The 16,239-nt window shown below is 70.9% G+C and carries 18 protein-coding genes; 14 read left to right on the top strand and 4 right to left on the bottom strand.

From position 1 onward, the window contains the following. Positions 1-28: 28 nt before the first annotated feature. Together ACF1A5_RS00245 and arsB are read left to right on the top strand one after the other, a co-directional pair. Complete coding sequence (locus ACF1A5_RS00245) at positions 29-337, top strand: ArsR/SmtB family transcription factor (protein WP_392190578.1); 309 nt, start codon at positions 29-31, stop codon at positions 335-337. Beyond that, positions 334-1,443, top strand: coding sequence for an ACR3 family arsenite efflux transporter (arsB, locus tag ACF1A5_RS00250; RefSeq protein WP_392190579.1), 1,110 nt, complete (start codon positions 334-336; stop codon positions 1,441-1,443). Before ACF1A5_RS00245 ends, arsB begins: the two co-directional genes overlap by 4 nt. Positions 1,444-1,553: 110 nt before the next feature. On the opposite strand, the gene ACF1A5_RS00255 is transcribed toward arsB, so the two are convergent. Next, entirely contained in the window at positions 1,554-1,934 is a 381-nt protein-coding gene (locus ACF1A5_RS00255; RefSeq protein WP_392190580.1) for an ArsR/SmtB family transcription factor, read from the bottom strand. Positions 1,935-2,131: 197 nt separating this feature from the next. Between ACF1A5_RS00255 and ACF1A5_RS00260 the strand changes: the two genes are divergently transcribed. The 3 genes from ACF1A5_RS00260 (at position 2,132) to ACF1A5_RS00270 (ending at position 5,416) form a co-directional block, all read left to right on the top strand. Further along, positions 2,132-2,611, top strand: a complete 480-nt coding sequence (locus ACF1A5_RS00260) for a DinB family protein (protein WP_392190581.1) — start codon at positions 2,132-2,134, stop codon at positions 2,609-2,611. A gap of 167 nt (positions 2,612-2,778) precedes the next feature. Continuing rightward, complete coding sequence (locus ACF1A5_RS00265) at positions 2,779-4,140, top strand: FAD-dependent oxidoreductase (RefSeq protein ID WP_392190582.1); 1,362 nt, start codon at positions 2,779-2,781, stop codon at positions 4,138-4,140. 397 nt (positions 4,141-4,537) lie between these two features. Continuing rightward, entirely contained in the window at positions 4,538-5,416 is an 879-nt protein-coding gene (locus ACF1A5_RS00270) for a hypothetical protein (protein WP_392190583.1), read from the top strand. A 47-nt stretch (positions 5,417-5,463) separates the two neighbouring features. Here the strand turns inward: ACF1A5_RS00270 and ACF1A5_RS00275 are convergent, their stop codons facing one another. Then, positions 5,464-6,102: a hypothetical protein gene (locus ACF1A5_RS00275; protein ID WP_392190584.1), complete on the bottom strand. Its 639-nt coding sequence runs from the start codon at positions 6,100-6,102 to the stop codon at positions 5,464-5,466. 333 nt (positions 6,103-6,435) lie between these two features. On the opposite strand from ACF1A5_RS00275, the gene hemL reads away from it, so the two are divergent. From hemL to ACF1A5_RS00315, 8 genes are all read left to right on the top strand, one after another. Next, positions 6,436-7,752, top strand: coding sequence for a glutamate-1-semialdehyde 2,1-aminomutase (hemL, locus tag ACF1A5_RS00280; protein WP_392190585.1), 1,317 nt, complete (start codon positions 6,436-6,438; stop codon positions 7,750-7,752). A 32-nt stretch (positions 7,753-7,784) separates the two neighbouring features. Beyond that, positions 7,785-8,495: a histidine phosphatase family protein gene (locus ACF1A5_RS00285; protein ID WP_392191180.1), complete on the top strand. Its 711-nt coding sequence runs from the start codon at positions 7,785-7,787 to the stop codon at positions 8,493-8,495. Positions 8,496-8,604: 109 nt separating this feature from the next. After that, on the top strand, positions 8,605-9,933 hold the full coding sequence (locus tag ACF1A5_RS00290; RefSeq protein WP_392190586.1) for a hypothetical protein: 1,329 nt from the start codon (positions 8,605-8,607) through the stop codon (positions 9,931-9,933). A 75-nt stretch (positions 9,934-10,008) separates the two neighbouring features. Continuing rightward, on the top strand, positions 10,009-10,638 hold the full coding sequence (locus tag ACF1A5_RS00295; RefSeq protein ID WP_392190587.1) for a TlpA family protein disulfide reductase: 630 nt from the start codon (positions 10,009-10,011) through the stop codon (positions 10,636-10,638). A 1-nt stretch (position 10,639) separates the two neighbouring features. Further along, complete coding sequence (locus tag ACF1A5_RS00300) at positions 10,640-11,413, top strand: cytochrome c biogenesis CcdA family protein (RefSeq protein ID WP_392190588.1); 774 nt, start codon at positions 10,640-10,642, stop codon at positions 11,411-11,413. A gap of 3 nt (positions 11,414-11,416) precedes the next feature. Further along, the gene (locus ACF1A5_RS00305; RefSeq protein ID WP_392190589.1) at positions 11,417-13,195 is read left to right on the top strand and encodes a cytochrome c biogenesis protein ResB; all 1,779 of its coding nucleotides are present in this window, start codon (positions 11,417-11,419) and stop codon (positions 13,193-13,195) included. Continuing rightward, positions 13,192-14,295: a c-type cytochrome biogenesis protein CcsB gene (ccsB, locus tag ACF1A5_RS00310; RefSeq protein WP_392190590.1), complete on the top strand. Its 1,104-nt coding sequence runs from the start codon at positions 13,192-13,194 to the stop codon at positions 14,293-14,295. Before ACF1A5_RS00305 ends, ccsB begins: the two co-directional genes overlap by 4 nt. 80 nt (positions 14,296-14,375) lie before the next feature. Beyond that, positions 14,376-14,789, top strand: a complete 414-nt coding sequence (locus ACF1A5_RS00315) for an SRPBCC domain-containing protein (RefSeq protein ID WP_392190591.1) — start codon at positions 14,376-14,378, stop codon at positions 14,787-14,789. Here ACF1A5_RS00315 and ACF1A5_RS00320 read toward each other — a convergent pair. Continuing rightward, the gene (locus tag ACF1A5_RS00320; RefSeq protein WP_392190592.1) at positions 14,786-15,256 is read right to left on the bottom strand and encodes a nucleoside deaminase; all 471 of its coding nucleotides are present in this window, start codon (positions 15,254-15,256) and stop codon (positions 14,786-14,788) included. The two genes, ACF1A5_RS00315 and ACF1A5_RS00320, sit on opposite strands and share 4 nt — an antisense overlap. A gap of 146 nt (positions 15,257-15,402) precedes the next feature. Here ACF1A5_RS00320 and ACF1A5_RS00325 point away from each other — a divergent pair, with 146 nt between their 5' ends. After that, entirely contained in the window at positions 15,403-15,750 is a 348-nt protein-coding gene (locus ACF1A5_RS00325; RefSeq protein ID WP_392190593.1) for a hypothetical protein, read from the top strand. Between the two features lie 96 nt (positions 15,751-15,846). Here the strand turns inward: ACF1A5_RS00325 and ACF1A5_RS00330 are convergent, their stop codons facing one another. Then, positions 15,847-16,239, bottom strand: a complete 393-nt coding sequence (locus ACF1A5_RS00330; protein WP_392190594.1) for a PLD nuclease N-terminal domain-containing protein — start codon at positions 16,237-16,239, stop codon at positions 15,847-15,849.

Below are 16,239 nucleotides of genomic sequence, written 5' to 3' on the forward strand. Positions count from 1 at the left end.
GTCTGGGCTGATGTGACAGTATCAGTCCATGCTGACGTCAGTCGACACTGATCTGATCCGGGTGCTGGCCGACCCGCTCAGGCTCCGGATCGTCACCCTGCTCGCCGAGGAGACGCTCTGCACCACGCACCTGGTCGAGGAGACCGGCGCGAAGCAGACGAACCTGTCCAACCATCTGAAGGTGTTGCGTGAGGCGGGCGTCGTCGATACGGAGCCGTGCGGCCGGTACACGTACTACAGGCTGCGCCCGGACGTGATCGCTCAGCTCGCCGGCCGGTTCGCGGAACTGGCCGACTCCGCCCGGAACGCCGCCGACAACAAGAGGGCCTGCCCGTGACCCGCACCGAAGCACCCGCGACGGCCGAAGAGGCGTCGATCGTCGCGAAGCTGTCGACGCTCGACCGCTTCCTCGCCGTCTGGATCCTGCTCGCCATGGCCGTCGGCCTCGGCCTCGGCCGGCTCGTCCCCGGCCTGAACGACGCCCTGGCCGAGGTCGAGATCGGCGGTATCTCCCTGCCGATCGCCATCGGCCTGCTGGTCATGATGTACCCGGTCCTGGCCAAGGTCCGCTACGACCGGCTCGACGCGGTCACCGGCGACCGGAGGCTCATGGTCTCCTCGCTGGTCGTCAACTGGCTCGTCGGCCCGGCCGTCATGTTCGCGCTGGCGTGGACCTTCCTGCCGGACCTGCCGGAGTACCGCACCGGCCTGATCATCGTCGGCCTCGCCCGCTGCATCGCCATGGTCGTCATCTGGAACGATCTCGCGTGCGGCGACCGCGAGGCCGCCGCCGTCCTGGTCGCCCTGAACTCGGTCTTCCAGGTCCTCGCGTTCGGCCTGCTCGGCTGGTTCTACCTCGACCTGCTGCCCGGCCGGCTCGGCCTGGGCCAGGGCGAGCACCTGAACATCTCCATGGTGAAGATCGCTCTGAACGTCGTCGTCTTCCTCGGCCTCCCCCTGCTCGCCGGGTTCCTCACCCGCCGTATCGGCGAGAAGAAGTTGGGCCGCGAGACGTACGAGAGGGGGTTCCTGCCGAAGATCGGCCCCTGGGCCCTGTACGGCCTGCTGTTCACGATCGTCGTCCTGTTCGCACTCCAGGGGAGGACGATCACGTCCCAGCCGCTGGACGTGGTCCGCATCGCCCTTCCGCTGCTGGCCTACTTCGCGGTGATGTGGTTCGGCGTCTTCGCCCTCGGCAAGGCGATCGGCCTGGCCTACGACCGGACCGCGACGCTCGCCTTCACCGCCGCCGGCAACAACTTCGAACTGGCCATCGCGGTCGCCATCGCCACTTTCGGCGTCACCTCCGGCCAGGCGCTGTCCGGCGTGGTCGGCCCGCTGATCGAGGTTCCGGTCCTGGTCGCGCTGGTGTACGTGTCCCTGGCCTGGCGGCGGAAGTTCAGCGCCGCGCGGCAGCTCACGCCGGCACGGCAGGAGGGCTGAAGCACGCCCCGGACCGCTGCGGGGCCGGGGCGCAGGCCGTCGGGCCGGGGTCTGCGCCCGGCGGCACGGCACGAGCGTTCAGGGGACCACCACTTCGGTGTCCCCTGCGCTCACCGGACCGCGGTCGCCGGGGCGGCCAGGAGCCTGCCCATGGTGGCCAGCACGGACGGCTCGACACGGTAGTAGACCCAGGTGCCGCGCCGCTCGGAGGTGAGCAGCCCGGCCTCCTTGAGCTTCTTCAGGTGATGGGACACCGTCGGCTGGGAGACGCCGACGTCGGAGATGTCGCAAACGCACGCCTCGCCGCCCTCGTGCGAGGCCACCGCGGAGAACAGCCGCAGCCGCACCGGATCGCCCAGTGCCTTGAACATGCGCGCGGCCCTCTCCGCCTCCTCCGCGCTGAACGGACGCTCGGTGAGCGGCGGGCAGCACGCCACCGCGGTCTGGCCGGCGGCGGGGACCGGCAGCGGAAGCACCTCAGCATTCGACATGCGTCTATGTTGACACACGTCGAACCAGTATGCCGAGGGTCGGAGCGCCTCGGAGCCGGCCCCGTCGAGAATTGCCGCGCCGGACGGGTGCCGAGGGATGTGGCGAGCCTCATCATGGGTGCGGCAACCTCACCTTCTCCCACCGGGCGGGACCCATGGACAGGGAAGTCGTTCACGAAGAGATGCGACGGGCCGGTGTGACGTTCCATCAGCTTCTCGACTCGGCCACGGCCGAGGACATGCGCCGCCGGAGCGACGGAACCCGCTGGGACAACGAACAGCTGCTCTATCACATGCTGTTCGGCTACATGGTCGTACGGGCGCTGCTCCCGATGGTGCGCCTCTTCGGGCGTCTTCCGCCGGGCGCGAGCCGGGCGTGGGCGCGTGTGCTGGACGCCGCGACCCGGCCGTTCGACGCCGTCAACTATCTCGGTTCCGTGGCCGGCGCCCGGATCTACGGCCGGCGGCGCATGGGGGCCAAGTTCGATCGCACGCTCGCGGTCCTCCACCGCCGTCTGGAGGCCGAGCCGGACGCGGTCCTGGCGCGCACGATGGCCTTTCCGACCCGGTGGGATCCGTTCTTCAAGGACGTGATGACCCTCGAAGAGGTCTACCGGTACCCGACCCGGCACTTCGACTTCCACCGTGCCCAGCTCACCCTCGGTGGTCGGTCATGACCTGAGTCCCCGCCGTCCGGGTCCCGGTGGCCGCGCCGGCGCCCCCCGGGTACGGGGGTTGTCGCGAGGTTTCTGATTCGGTGAATGTCTATGTTGACGCCTGTCGAATCAGGTGCCATGCTGGCCGCGCAAGCCATCGACGAACGTCGAAGCAAAGGGGAAGCCTCGTGAACGCGCCCACCAACGACCAGTTGCCCGTCGTCGTCATCGGCGCCGGCCCCGTCGGACTGGCCGCCGCCGCCCACCTCGTCGAGCGCGGTCTCGAACCGCTGGTCCTGGAGGCCGGCCCCTCCGCCGGCACCGCGGTACGCGACTGGGCGCACGTGCGCCTGTTCTCGGCGTGGGCCGAGGTCACCGACCCGGCCGCCGAGAAGCTCCTCGCCCCCACCGGCTGGACCCACCCCGACGGCGCCGCCTACCCCACCGGCGGCGACTGGGCCGAGCGGTATCTTCAGCCGCTCGCGGACGTCCTCGGCCACAAGGTCCGCTACGGCGCCACGGTGACCGGCGTCGCCCGCGCGGGCCGCGACCGCATCGTCGACGCCGACCGCGACGAGCAGCCCTTCACCGTGCACCTCCGGTCGGCCGACGGGCGCGAGGAGCGGATCGGCGCCCGCGCCGTCATCGACGCCTCCGGCACCTGGGGAGCCCCCGGCCCGATGGGCGCCGACGGCCTGCCCGCCCTCGGCGAGAAGTCGGCCTCCGAGCGCGTCACCTACCGCGTCCCGGACCTGAGGGACCCGGCCGCCCGCGCCCGGTACGCGGGCAGGCGCACCGCGGTCGTCGGCTCCGGCGCCTCCGCCTTCACCGCGCTCGCCCAACTCGCCGAACTCGCCCAGGAACGGCCGGGCACGCACACGACGTGGATCCTGCGCCGCGGCATCGGCGCGAACACCTTCGGCGGCGGCGAGGCCGACCGGCTCCCCGCCCGCGGCGCCCTCGGCCTGCGCGCCAAGGCCGCCGTCGAGGCCGGCCACGCGAGCGCGGTCACCGGCTTCCGTACGCAGGCGGTGGAACGCGACGGCGACCGGCTCGTCCTCGTCGCTGAGGACGGCCGCCGTCTGGATCCGGTCGACGAGGTCGTCGTGCTCACCGGCTTCCGCCCGGACCTGTCCTTCCTCTCCGAGGTCCGCCTCGGCCTCGACGAGCGTCTCCAGGCCCCGACCGCCCTGGCCCCGCTCATCGACCCCAACGTCCACTCCTGCGGCACGGTCCACCCCCACGGCGTGAACGAGCTGTCCCACCCCGAGAAGGGCATCTACCTGGTCGGCATGAAGTCCTACGGCCGTGCTCCCACGTTCCTGGCGATGACCGGTTACGAGCAGGTCCGTTCCATCACGGCGGCGATCGCCGGTGACCGCGAGGCCGCCGAGCGCGTCGAGCTGACCCTGCCCGAGACCGGTGTGTGCGGCGGCGCGGGCCTCTACGACGACCCGGACGCCGCGCAAGGCACCGAGGGCGGCGGTTGCTGCGCGGCCCCCGCAACCCTCCAGATCGGCGTCGGCGCCCCGCCCGCAGGCGGCTGCTGACCCGGGCGGCCGCCGCGACTCGCCGGCCGCGCCGCCCTCTCCCTCACCCTCTCGGCGCTCTCGCCCGCCGCGGCCGTACCGGCGTACCGGCGGCGGGATCGGAAAGCGCGGGTGGGCGGGCTCAGCGACGCAGGGTGGCCTCCCGCCCCATGTGCGCCAGCGTGATCGTGCACCAGCGGGGCGGCTCCTACGAGCCCGGCATGTTCGCCGCCGCGTTCGACCTGACCGGCGCCCGACACGCGGTCTGACCTGCCACACGGTGCGCGTTCGGGATGAGCCCGGGCCCTCTGTGCCACCGTCGTAGATCACGGCCGCTCGGCGGCCGGCTCATCTCACAGGGCGCTCGTCCCGCTTCCTGGGGCGAGCGCCCTGTCGTCGACCGGACAGGAGAGCCGAATTGGAGAAATCGGAGGTCCTCACCGACCTCGACGTGGCGAGCACGTCGCGTACGGCCGAGTCGGTGATGAAGAAGCTGCCCGAGGTCACCCTGGCGTTCTGGATCATGAAGATCGCCGCGACGACCCTGGGCGAGACGGCGGGCGACCTCTTCGCGCAGACCCTGAAGCTGGGCTACTTCCTCACGACGATCGCGCTGTTCCTGGTCTTCGTGGTGACGCTGGCGGTACAGCTGCGGTCCAGCCGCTACAACCCGTTCTTCTACTGGACCGTGATCCTCTCGACCAGCATGGCCGGGACGACGATGTCCGACTTCATGAACCGCGACGCCAGTGCGCGGTACCTCTCGAACGGCGCGACCAGGCTGGGCTGGGGTCCGCAGGGCCTCGGCCTGGGCTATACCGCCGGTGCGGCCATCCTGATCTCGATCCTCCTGGCGATCTTCCTCGTCTGGAAGCTGAGCGGAATGACGTTCCAGATCCGCGACATCGTCACCTTCAGGGGCGAGGCCCTGTTCTGGTCGGCGATCCTCGTGTCGAACACCCTCGGCACCTCCATGGGCGACTTCCTCTCCGACAGCTCCGGCCTCGGCTACGCCGGTGGTGCGCTGCTCGTGTCCGGGTTGCTCGCCGTGCTCGCGGCGCTCATGAAGGCGCCCGTGGTGCCGAACGTCCTGCTGTTCTGGATCGCCTTCGTCCTCACCCGTCCGCTGGGCGCCACAGCGGGCGACTTCCTCACGAAGCCGGTCGCCAAGGGCGGCCTGGACCTGGGCACCGCGGGGTCGTCCGCCGTCCTCCTCGCCGTCCTGTTCGCACTGATGACGTACGCCCGGGTGCAGGAGCGCCGACCCGCCGCCCGGCCGGGGGAGGAGGAGCACTGAAAAGGGCGAGGCCCGAAGGCCCCGCCCGCAACCACTGAAACCCCGGCTCAGGGCCACACCAGGCAGTACGGCTGATGCCCCGCCTCGTGCAGCCGGTGGCTGAAGTCCTGCCACTCGTGCAGCAGCTGGTACACATTGAAGGCGTCCCGGGGGCCGCCGCGGTCCGGGACCGTGGACCAGATGAAGGCGGCGGCGCCGACCGCTTCCTCGCCGATGTCGCGCAGGGGGTCGACGACGGTCATGGGGAGCTTCACGACCGCGTAGTCGGGGTGCAGGACGACCAGCTCCAGGGGCGGCACCTTGTGCAGCGGGACCCCTTCGATGCCGGTCAGCACCATCGCGGCCATCGTCTCCGGCTTGATCTTGGTGAACATGCCGTTCATGCCGAGCTCGTCGCCGCCGAGTTCCTCGGGGCGCATCGAGATCGGGACGCGGGCCGCGGTCGCGCCGTCGGGCGCGCCGAAGTACTTGTACGTCACCCCCACCCGACCACCATTCCTGCTCCCGGCCCGGAGCCGGTCGATCCCGCGCTCCACGCGCCGGTCCGTCCGCTCGGGCTCACTCGGTACACCGTGCGCCTGTCGTGCTTCGGTGGCTTCCTCCACCTCGCGTCGGTGCCTTCCCCGCCGGGCACGTCGAGGACCGAGGTCGTCAGTCCCCTCGCCCAGTCCGCCACCGCGATGCATATCTCCACCCGAGTGCTTTTCTAGGACGCGTGGCCCCCGCCGCGCAACCCGATCATCGTGTCAGTGACCTCCCCCACGCCCGCCCGCCGAAACGTGCGGTGAAACATCAGTCCCCGGGGATCTTCGCGGCCCTCGACACGTGCTTTCGCCATGTTCATACGTACGCGAAGACCAGTTTCGCAGATGGGCGGCGAGGAAAACCGCGGGTCGCCTCTGTGTCCGGTGCCGAGATCGGCCCGGCCCCCTCACCGCACCCGGCCCGTCCGGCCCGCTGGCCTACCCTGAGGAGGTCACTTCCCACCGGATTCCGAGAAGTCGGAGAAGTCGCAGGTCATGAGCGAACTGCCATATCCATACGAAGCCCCCGTCTCGCAGGCGCTGTTCGACCGTGCGGCGGCCGTCACGCCCGGCGGCGTGAACTCGCCGGTGCGTGCCTTCCGCGCCGTGGGCGGCACGCCCCGGTTCATGGTGTCCGGCAGCGGCGCGTACCTGACCGACGCCGACGGGCGGGAGTACGTCGACCTGGTGTGCTCCTGGGGGCCCATGATCCTCGGGCACGCGCACCCCGAGGTGATCGCCGCCGTGCAGGAGGCGGTCGCGTACGGCACGTCCTTCGGCACGCCCGGTGAGGGCGAGGTCGCGCTCGCCGAGGAGATGGTCGGCCGGGTCGCGCCCCTGGAGCAGGTCCGGCTCGTCTCCAGCGGCACCGAGGCCACCATGTCGGCGATCCGGCTGGCCCGCGGCTTCACGGGCCGCACCAAGGTGATCAAGTTCGCCGGCTGCTACCACGGGCACGTCGACGCGCTGCTCGCCTCCGCGGGCTCCGGCCTGGCCACGTTCGCGCTGCCCGACACCCCGGGCGTCACCGGCGCTCAGGCCGGCGACACGATCGTCCTGCCGTACAACGACCTCGACGCGGTGCACGCCGCCTTCGCCGCGCACCCCGGCGAGATCGCCTGCGTGATCACCGAGGCCTCGCCCGGCAACATGGGCGTGGTGCCGCCACTGCCCGGCTTCAACCAGGGGCTCAAGGACGCCTGCGCGCAGCACGGCGCCCTCTACATCTCCGACGAGGTGATGACCGGCTTCCGCACCAGCCGCGCCGGCTGGTATGGCGTCGACGGCGTCCGGCCCGACCTGATGACCTTCGGCAAGGTGATGGGCGGCGGCTTCCCGGCCGCGGCCTTCGGCGGCCGCGCCGACGTGATGGCGCACCTCGCGCCGGCCGGCCCCGTCTACCAGGCCGGCACCCTGTCCGGGAACCCGGTGGCCACGGCCGCCGGACTCGCGCAGCTGCGCCTGCTGGACGACGCCGCCTACACCAGGATCGACGACGTCTCGCGGCGGATCCAGGCGCTCGTCTCCGAGGCGCTGAGCAAGGAAGGCGTCGCGCACACCCTGCAGAACGCCTCCAACATGTTCTCGGTGTTCTTCACCGACCGTCCGGTCCGCTCCTACGAGGACGCCAAGGCGCAGGAGTCGTACCGTTTCACCGCGTTCTTCCACGCGATGCTGGCGAACGGTGTGTACCTGCCGCCGTCCTCCTTCGAGTCCTGGTTCGTCTCCACCGCGCACGACGACCGGGCTCTCCAGCGGATCGCCGACGCCCTTCCGGCGGCGGCCCGGGCGGCGGCGGAGGCCACGGCATGAACGAGACGCAGGACGTGAGCGGGCCGCAGGACATGAGCGAGACCGGGGGCACGAGCGGGACGCGGGGCGACACGGACATCACCGTCGTCCACCTCATGCGGCACGGCGAGGTCGAGAACCCGGACGGCATCCTCTACGGCCGGCTGCCGGGGTACCACCTCTCCGAGCTGGGCCGGCAGATGGCCGAGCGGGTCGCCGAGCACCTCGCCTCGCGCGACGTCACCCATGTCGCCGCCTCCCCGCTGGAGCGGGCGCAGGAGACGGCGACGCCGATCGCCAAGGCGCACGGGCTGGACCTGGCGACCGACGAGCGGCTGATCGAGGCCGAGAACGTCTTCCAGGGCAAGTCCTTCGGCGTCGGCGACGGAGCGCTGCGCAAGCCGGGCAACTGGAAGCACCTGGTCAACCCGCTCAAGCCGTCGTGGGGCGAGCCCTACGTCGACCAGGTGGTCCGCATGATGGGCGCGCTGGACGCGGCCCGGGACCAGGCGCGCGGCCACGAAGCGGTGCTGGTCAGCCATCAGTTGCCGATCTGGATCGTCCGCTCCTACGTCGAGCGGCGGCGGCTGTGGCACGACCCGCGCAGGCGGCAGTGCACGCTCGCGTCGCTGACGACGTTCACGTACCGGGGCGACCGGATCGTCTCCGTCGGCTACACCGAGCCGGCCCGCGATCTGGTGCCGGCTCATCTCCTCGCGGGTGCCAAGCCGGTGAAGGGTCAGGGCAAGGCGTTCGGCGCCTGACAGTTTTCTTACATTTATTACAAAATATGTAATGAAGTGAGGAACCCCCCGGTTCGTCGCTGCCTCTCAGTGGGTGACCACCAGAGGACGTGACGGATCGGGGATCTTCATGCGCACCTTCAGCCGGAGGGGAATGCTCGGCCTCGGCGCGGGCACCGCGGCCGCCGTCGGACTCGCGGGCTGCGGCACCCTCAAGTCTTCGGACGGCACGGACCACGCCGGCGGTTCCGGAGGCGGGCGTTCACGCGGTACGGGGCATCCCGCCCGCCCCCTCGGTGACGGCTCGACCTCGTTCACCGGCAAGCAGCCGTATCAGCCCGCGCGGCCGGTGCCCCTGGAGCCGGGCCAGACCCCGCCCCAGTTCGTCGTCTTCTCCTGGGACGGGGCCGGCGAGGTCGGCAACGGACTGTTCCCGCGCTTCCTGGACCTCGCCAAGGAGCACGGCGCGCACATGACCTTCTTCCTCTCCGGGCTGTATCTGCTGCCGGAGTCGAAGAAGCGCCTCTACGACCCGCCGAACAACCCGCGCGGTGCCTCCGACATCGGCTACCTGACCGACGAGCACATCAAGTCCACGCTGGCGAACGTCCGCCGCGCCTGGCTCGAGGGCCACGAGATCGGCACCCACTTCAACGGCCACTTCTGCTCCGGCCGTGGCACGGTCGGCAACTGGACGCCGCAGCAGTGGCGCAGCGAGATCGACCAGGCCAAGTCCTTCGTGAAGCAGTGGAGGACCCACACCGGCTGGCACGACCTGCCCTCGCTGCCCTTCGACTACGACAAGGAACTCGTCGGCGGCCGCACCCCCTGCCTGCTCGGCCAGAACAACCTGCTGCCCACCGCCCGCGAGCTCGGCTGGCGCTACGACGCCTCCTCGCCCGGCGGCCGGCAGATGTGGCCGGAGAAGAAGAACGGCATATGGGACCTGCCGTTGCAGCAGATACCTTTTCCCGGACGCCGGTTCGAGGTCCTCTCCATGGACTACAACATGCTCGCCAACCAGTCCGTGAACTCCACCAAGGCCCCGGCCTACAACTACCCGGGCTGGCGGCAGCAGTCCGCGCAGGCCTATATCCAGGGCTTCCGGCGGGCGTACGAGTCGAACCGGGCGCCCTTCTTCATAGGCAACCACTTCGAGCATTGGAACGGCGGCATCTACATGGACGCCGTCGAAGAGGCCTTCAAGCACATCGCGCGGGAGAAGGAGAAGGGCGCGGACGTGCGCATGGTCTCCTTCCGGCAGTTCGTCGACTGGATGGACGTCCAGAAGCCGGAGGTGCTGGCCAAGCTGCGCACCCTGGAGGTCGGGCCGCGGCCGGCGGGCGGCTGGAAGGGCTTCCTCGGGGACGTCGGCACCACCTCCGGCGCCTCGTCCGCCACCACCGGCACGCAGCGCGCGAAAGGCACGTCGAACGGCACCCCGAAAGGCACCGCTTAAGACGCTTGACGTGCGACTCTCTCGCCGCCAGGGGGGTGGGCAAGATCCCCGGAACGGACATGCGAAACTTTTCACATGAGTGCCGCCAGCCGCGCCCCCCTGTGCCCGAAACGGTCGAACCGCACACGCCGCGCCGCCCTGACCGCCACGGGTGCCGCCGTCGCCGCACTCGTGCTGTCCGCGTGCGGCTCCGGAGGCACCTCCGGAGGCGGGAACAGCACCAACTTCGTCATGGGCAAGGACGGCATCGCCACCGTCGACCGGGGCGAGCGCACCGCCGCCCCCGACCTGTCCGGCAAGACCGTCGACGGGCAGCGGCTCGACGTCGCCTCCTTCAAGGGCAAGGTCGTCGTCCTCAACGTCTGGGGCTCCTGGTGCCCGCCGTGCCGCGCCGAGGCCCCCGGTTTCGAGAAGGTCTTCCAGAGCCTCAAGGGCCGGGGCGTGCAGTTCGTCGGCATCAACACCCGTGACACCAGCACCGCCCCCGCCGTCGCCTTCGAGAAGCAGCAGGGCGTCACCTACCCCAGCCTGTACGACCCCACGGGCCGGCTGATGCTCCGCTTCAAGAAGGGCACGCTCAACCCGCAGACCATCCCCTCCACGCTCGTACTGGACCGGCAGGGCAAGGTCGCCGCCCGCTCACTGTCCCCGCTGAGCGAGGAGAAGCTGCGCACCATGATCGACCCGGTCCTCGCGGAGAAGTGACGTGACCGGAGTGACCCTGCTCGCCGCGGTTCCCGGCCAGAACGCGACGGTTCTCAACGGAGCCCTGCTGCTCGCCCTCCCGGTGGCCGTGCTCGGCGGCCTCGTCTCCTTCTTCTCCCCGTGCGTCCTGCCGCTGGTGCCGGGATACCTCTCCTATGTGACCGGGGTCACCGGCACCGACCTGGCGGAGGCCCGGCGCGGCCGGATGGCCACCGGCGCCGCCCTCTTCGTCCTCGGCTTCACCGTCGTCTTCGTCTCCGGCGGAGCGCTCTTCGGCTACTTCGGGCAGACCCTCCAGGAGCACCGGGACACCCTGTCCGTCGTGCTCGGCGTGCTGATGATCCTGCTCGGCCTGTTCTTCATGGGCCTGATGCCGTGGCTGACCCAGCGCGAGTTCCGCTTCCACACCCGGCCCACCGCCGGGCTGGTCGGCGCGCCGCTGCTCGGCGCGCTGTTCGGGATCGGCTGGACCCCGTGCATCGGCCCGACCCTCGGCTCCGTGCTGGCCCTGTCCTCCCAGCAGTCGAGCGCGGCCCGCGGGGCCCTGCTCACGGTGGCGTACTGCGTCGGTCTCGGCCTGCCGTTCGTCCTCGCCGCGATCGCCTTCCGCAAGGCACTCGGCGCCTTCGGCTGGATCAAGCGCCACTATGTCTGGGTGATGCGCATCGGCGGCACGATGATGATCGTGACCGGTGTGCTGCTGCTGACCGGTGCCTGGGACCGCCTGGTGCAGGAGATGCAGACCTGGTCCGACGGCTTCACTGTGGGGATCTGATCGATGAGCAAGACCACGCACCCCGACGAGACGCCGGCCACCGGGTCCCCCGGTGACGAGGACCTGGGCGCCGCCGGCTCCCAGCTGTCCACCGCCCCCGAGGAGACCGCCGTCCCCGGTTCCTTCGGCGGCAACCGCGCCCCCGGCCTCGGCGGCCGGCTCGCCTGGACCGCACGGGAGATTTTCGGCTGGGCCCGCTGGTTCTGGCGGCAGCTGACCTCCATGCGGGTCGCGCTGCTGCTGCTGTTCCTGCTCTCGCTCGGCGCCGTCCCCGGCTCGCTGATCCCGCAGGACGGCAGCGACGCGCTCAAGGTCCAGGACTTCAGGACCACCCACACCACACTGGGGCCGATCTACGACAGCCTCGGCCTGTTCCACGTCTACAGCTCGGTGTGGTTCTCCGCGATCTACATCCTGCTGTTCGTCTCGCTCATCGGCTGCATCGTGCCGCGCACCTGGCAGTTCACCGGCCAGCTGCGCAGCCGCCCGCCGGGCGCCCCGAAGCGGCTGACCCGGCTGCCCGCCTACGCCACCTGGCGCACCTCCGCCTCCCCGCAGGAGGTCCGCGAGACCGCGCTGAAGGTGCTCAGGCAGCGCCGCTTCCGCGCGCACACCGCCCATGACGCGGTCGCCGCCGAGAAGGGCTATCTGCGCGAGGCCGGCAACCTGCTCTTCCACGTCGCGCTCATCGTCATGCTGGTCGCCTTCGCCTGGGGCCAGCTGTACAAGACCGAGGGCAACAAGCTGGTGGTCGAGGGCGGCGGGTTCTCCAACACCCTCACCCAGTACGACGACTTCAAGTCCGGCAACCTCTTCGACGACGACAACCTCGTACCGTTCAGCTTCGACCTGAACACCTTCACCGGCACGTACGAGCGCACCGGCCCGCAGAAGGGGACGCCGCGCGTGTACCGGGCGGACGTCGACTACAGCGTGGGCGCCGACGGCAAGGAGCGCACGGGCGTCATCTCGCCCAACCACCCGCTGGAGGTCGGCGACGCCCGGGTCTACCTGGTCAGCCACGGCTACGCCCCCACCATCACCGTCCGCGACGGCAAGGGCGCCGTGGTCTACCGCCAGGCCGTGCCCCTGCTGCCCATGGACGCCAACGTCACCTCGCAGGGCGCGATCAAGGTCCTCGACGGATACCGGAACGCGCAGGGAAAGAGCGAACAGCTCGGCTTCGAGGCGTTCTTCGTGCCGACCTTCGCCGGAGCCGGCAAGGGCACGATGTTCTCCCAGTTCCCCGCGCTGGACCGCCCGGTGCTCGCGGTGACCGGCTACCACGGCGACCTCGGCGTCGACGCGGGCGTCCCGCAGAACGTCTACCAGCTGAACACCAAGAACCTGAAGCAGTTCAAGGACGCCAAGGGCGACATCCTCAAGGCCCGCCTGACGCCCGGCCAGACCATGCGGTTGCCGAACGGCGCCGGGTCGATCACCTTCGACAAGGACATCAAGGAGTGGGCGGGCTTCCAGATCGTCCAGCAGCCCGGCACCGGCTGGGCACTGGGCGGTGCGGTCGCCGCGATCCTCGGTCTGGCCGCCTCCCTGTTCATCCAGCGCCGCCGCGTCTGGGTGCGCGCCGTCGAGGGCGTCGACGGCGTGACCGTCGTGGAGATCGCGGGCCTGGGCCGCAGCGAGTCCGCGAAACTCCCCGAGGAGATCGGCCACCTGGCCGCCCTCGTGCACGACCGGGCACCCACACAGACCGACGCCGACCCCGCCCGGGAGCCGGACGCCGACATCTCCGTATCTGCCGAAGGGGCTGAGAAGAAGTGACTCTCGCCGCCGCAACCGAGCTCGCCACGGCGACCAACGAACACCTCGCGAACATCAGCAACACGCTGATCTACTCCGCGATGGCCGTCTACACCCTGGCCTTCTTCGCGTACATCGCCGAATGGCTCTTCGGCAGCCGCAGCAAGGTCGCCCGCACGGCCGCCGCCCTCACCGCCAGGACCGAGGGCGCACAGGCCCAGGCCCCGGCGGTGACCGTGAAGTCGGCGGGCGGCACCGCCGTCCTGGAGCGCCCCAAGGTCGTCGTCCGGTCCGCCGCCGGCGCCCGGGACGTCCCCGACGGGCCCGGCGCGCACGGCGGCGACGAGCAGGGCGACCTGTACGGCCGGATCGCCGTGTCCCTCACCGTGCTCGCCTTCCTCGTCGAGCTCTGCGGCGTCGTCGCCCGCGCGGCCTCCGTGGAGCGGGCGCCGTGGGGCAACATGTACGAGTTCAACATCACCTTCTCCACGGTCGCCGTCGGCGTCTACGTCGCGCTGCTGGCGCTGAAGAAGAACGTGCGCTGGCTCGGTCTCTTCCTGACCACCACGGTCCTGCTCGACCTCGGCCTCGCCGTCACGGTGCTCTACACCGCCAGCGACCAGCTCGTCCCCGCGCTCCACTCGTACTGGCTCTACATCCACGTCTCCACCGCGATCTTCTGCGGCGCGGTCCTGTACGTCGGCGCGGTCTCCACGCTGCTGTACCTGTTCAAGGACTCGTACGAGAACAAGCTCGTCGCCGGCGGCAAGCCCGGCACCTTCGCCACCTCCGTCCTGGAGCGGCTGCCCGCCTCGGCGTCCCTGGACAAGTTCGCCTACCGGGTGAATGCGGCCGTCTTCCCCCTGTGGACGTTCACGATCATCGCGGGCGCCATCTGGGCGGAGTCCGCCTGGGGCCGCTACTGGGGCTGGGACCCCAAGGAGACCTGGGCCTTCATCACCTGGGTCGCCTACGCCTGCTACCTGCACGCCCGCTCCACGGCCGGCTGGAAGGGCCGCAAGGCCGCCTACATCGCGCTGATCGCGTTCGGCTGCTGGCTGTTCAACTACTACGGCGTCAACCTCTTCGTCGGCGGCAAGCACTCCTACGCGGGGGTATGAGCCGCGAGGGGCTTTCCCGGCCTGAATCGAGCCCCCGGCAACCGCGTGCGAAAGCCGGGGGCCCGGGTCAGGCTGGTGTCATGACCGGATCCGTCGAACAGGGCACCAGCCAGACCCACGGGAACACCCACATCCTGCACTTCCTGGTGCGGCTGCCCCGGCCGATGGAGACGGTCTGGCCGGCCCTGTCCACCCCGGAGGGCCTCGCGGGCTGGTTCACGCCGGCCGACGTCCTCCAGCCCCGGCTCGGCGGCGCGGTCACCCTGCGCGGCCTGGGCTCCGGGCAGGTCACCGCGTGGGACGTGGACCGGGTGGCCGAGTACACGGTGGGGGAGGGCGGGCGGATCCGCTTCCACCTGGAGCGGGACGGCGCGGACGCCTGCGTCCTGCGCTTCACGCACGAGTTCCGGGGCGGGACCGAGTCCGAGCGCCGCTGGCGGGACCGGTTCGAGCACCTGGTCGAGCGGGTCGAGGCCGGCCAGGGCACGCCCTAAGCGGGCCGTGCCGGGGGCTCGGCACCGATGTCCTCGTGCCACACGTCGGGGTGCTCCCGGGCGAAGTCGCGCATCAGCGCGCGGCACTCGGGGTCGTCGAGGAGCACGATCTCCACCCCGTGCTCCGCCAGCCAGTCGTCTCCGCCGCGGAAGGTGGCGGCCTCCCCGATCACGACCCGCGCGATGCCGAACTGGCGGACCAGACCGCTGCAGTACCAGCAGGGCGACAGGGTGGTCACCATCGTCGTACCGCGGTACGAGCGCTGCCGTCCCGCCGCCCGGAACGCGGCCGTCTCGGCGTGCGCCGACGGGTCGCCGTCCTGCACCCGCCGGTTGCGGCCGCGGCCGAGAAGGGTGCCGTCGGCGCCGTAGAGAGCCGCGCCGATCGGGATGCCGCCCTCGGCGAGCCCGGCGCGGGCCTCGGCGACCGCGGTGGTGAGCCATGCGCGCGCCTGTGCCTGGTCCATGCCCTCACTCTGCGGGCGGCGCGGCGCCGGGGCAACGGGCACGGGGCAACGGGTGACGCCCGGTGCCGCGCAGGTTGCGGCCCCCCTGCCGGGCGTGATCGCGTACGGTCCGGGAAGAGCGGCACGCACGAGGGCAGGAGAGCGCCATGGCCGAGAACAGGGACGAGCCCCGGGGCGGCGACGAGGAGACGGACCGGGACGAGGACGGCGCCTCCGACGAGGCCATGGCCCCGGACATCGTGGAGATCTCGATGAGTCTGCTGCGCCGGGTGGCCGGGGCCTACCCGGAGGAACGCATCCCCCAGGAGGCCCAGGCCGTCACCGACGAGGTCCTGGAGAAGTACGGCATGGAGGGGGTGCGCATCCTCGTCATGTGCCTCACCGCCTACGCGGCGGTCGAGGTCGAGCGCAACGCGCAGACGTCGGGCCGCAGCCTGGAGTCGATCCTGGACGAGATGGACGTGACCCGCTTCGAGATCGACTACGGCGACTGAACCGCCACGGCGACCGACGTCGGCCACGGTGTCCGGCATCGGCCACGGCTACCGGCAGGGGCGATCGCCCGCGGCCGCCGAGGCGGGGCCGGGAACTCAGCCCCCGGCCTCCTCGCCGCTCTCACGGCGGCGCAGCTCCTCCTCGCGGCGGCGCAGGTCGGCCTCCCAGTCCTTGAGGAGGGCCTCGTCCTTCCTGTTCTCCGCCTTCAGCGACTTGAGGAACTCCGGGTCGTCGTCGGGGGCGACCCACGTGCTGCGGTGGTTGCGGTGCCACTCGGAGGGGGTGGAGCCGCCCGCGGGGGCGTGGCGCACCTTGCCGGCGGCCAGCCAGGCGATCGGGCCGACCAGCACCTCGCCGAAGAGCAGGATGACGAGCACCCAGCCGACCTTCGGCAGCCCCCGTATCTCCTCCTCGGGAGTGTTCAGGCAGTCGATGAACGCGTAGATCCACAGTGCCAGGACCAGCAGGAACGGCAGATACCTGAACAT

Origin of the sequence: Streptomyces sp. NPDC014864, assembly GCF_043081525.1 — a bacterium.
Taxonomy (GTDB): Bacteria; Actinomycetota; Actinomycetes; order Streptomycetales; family Streptomycetaceae; genus Streptomyces.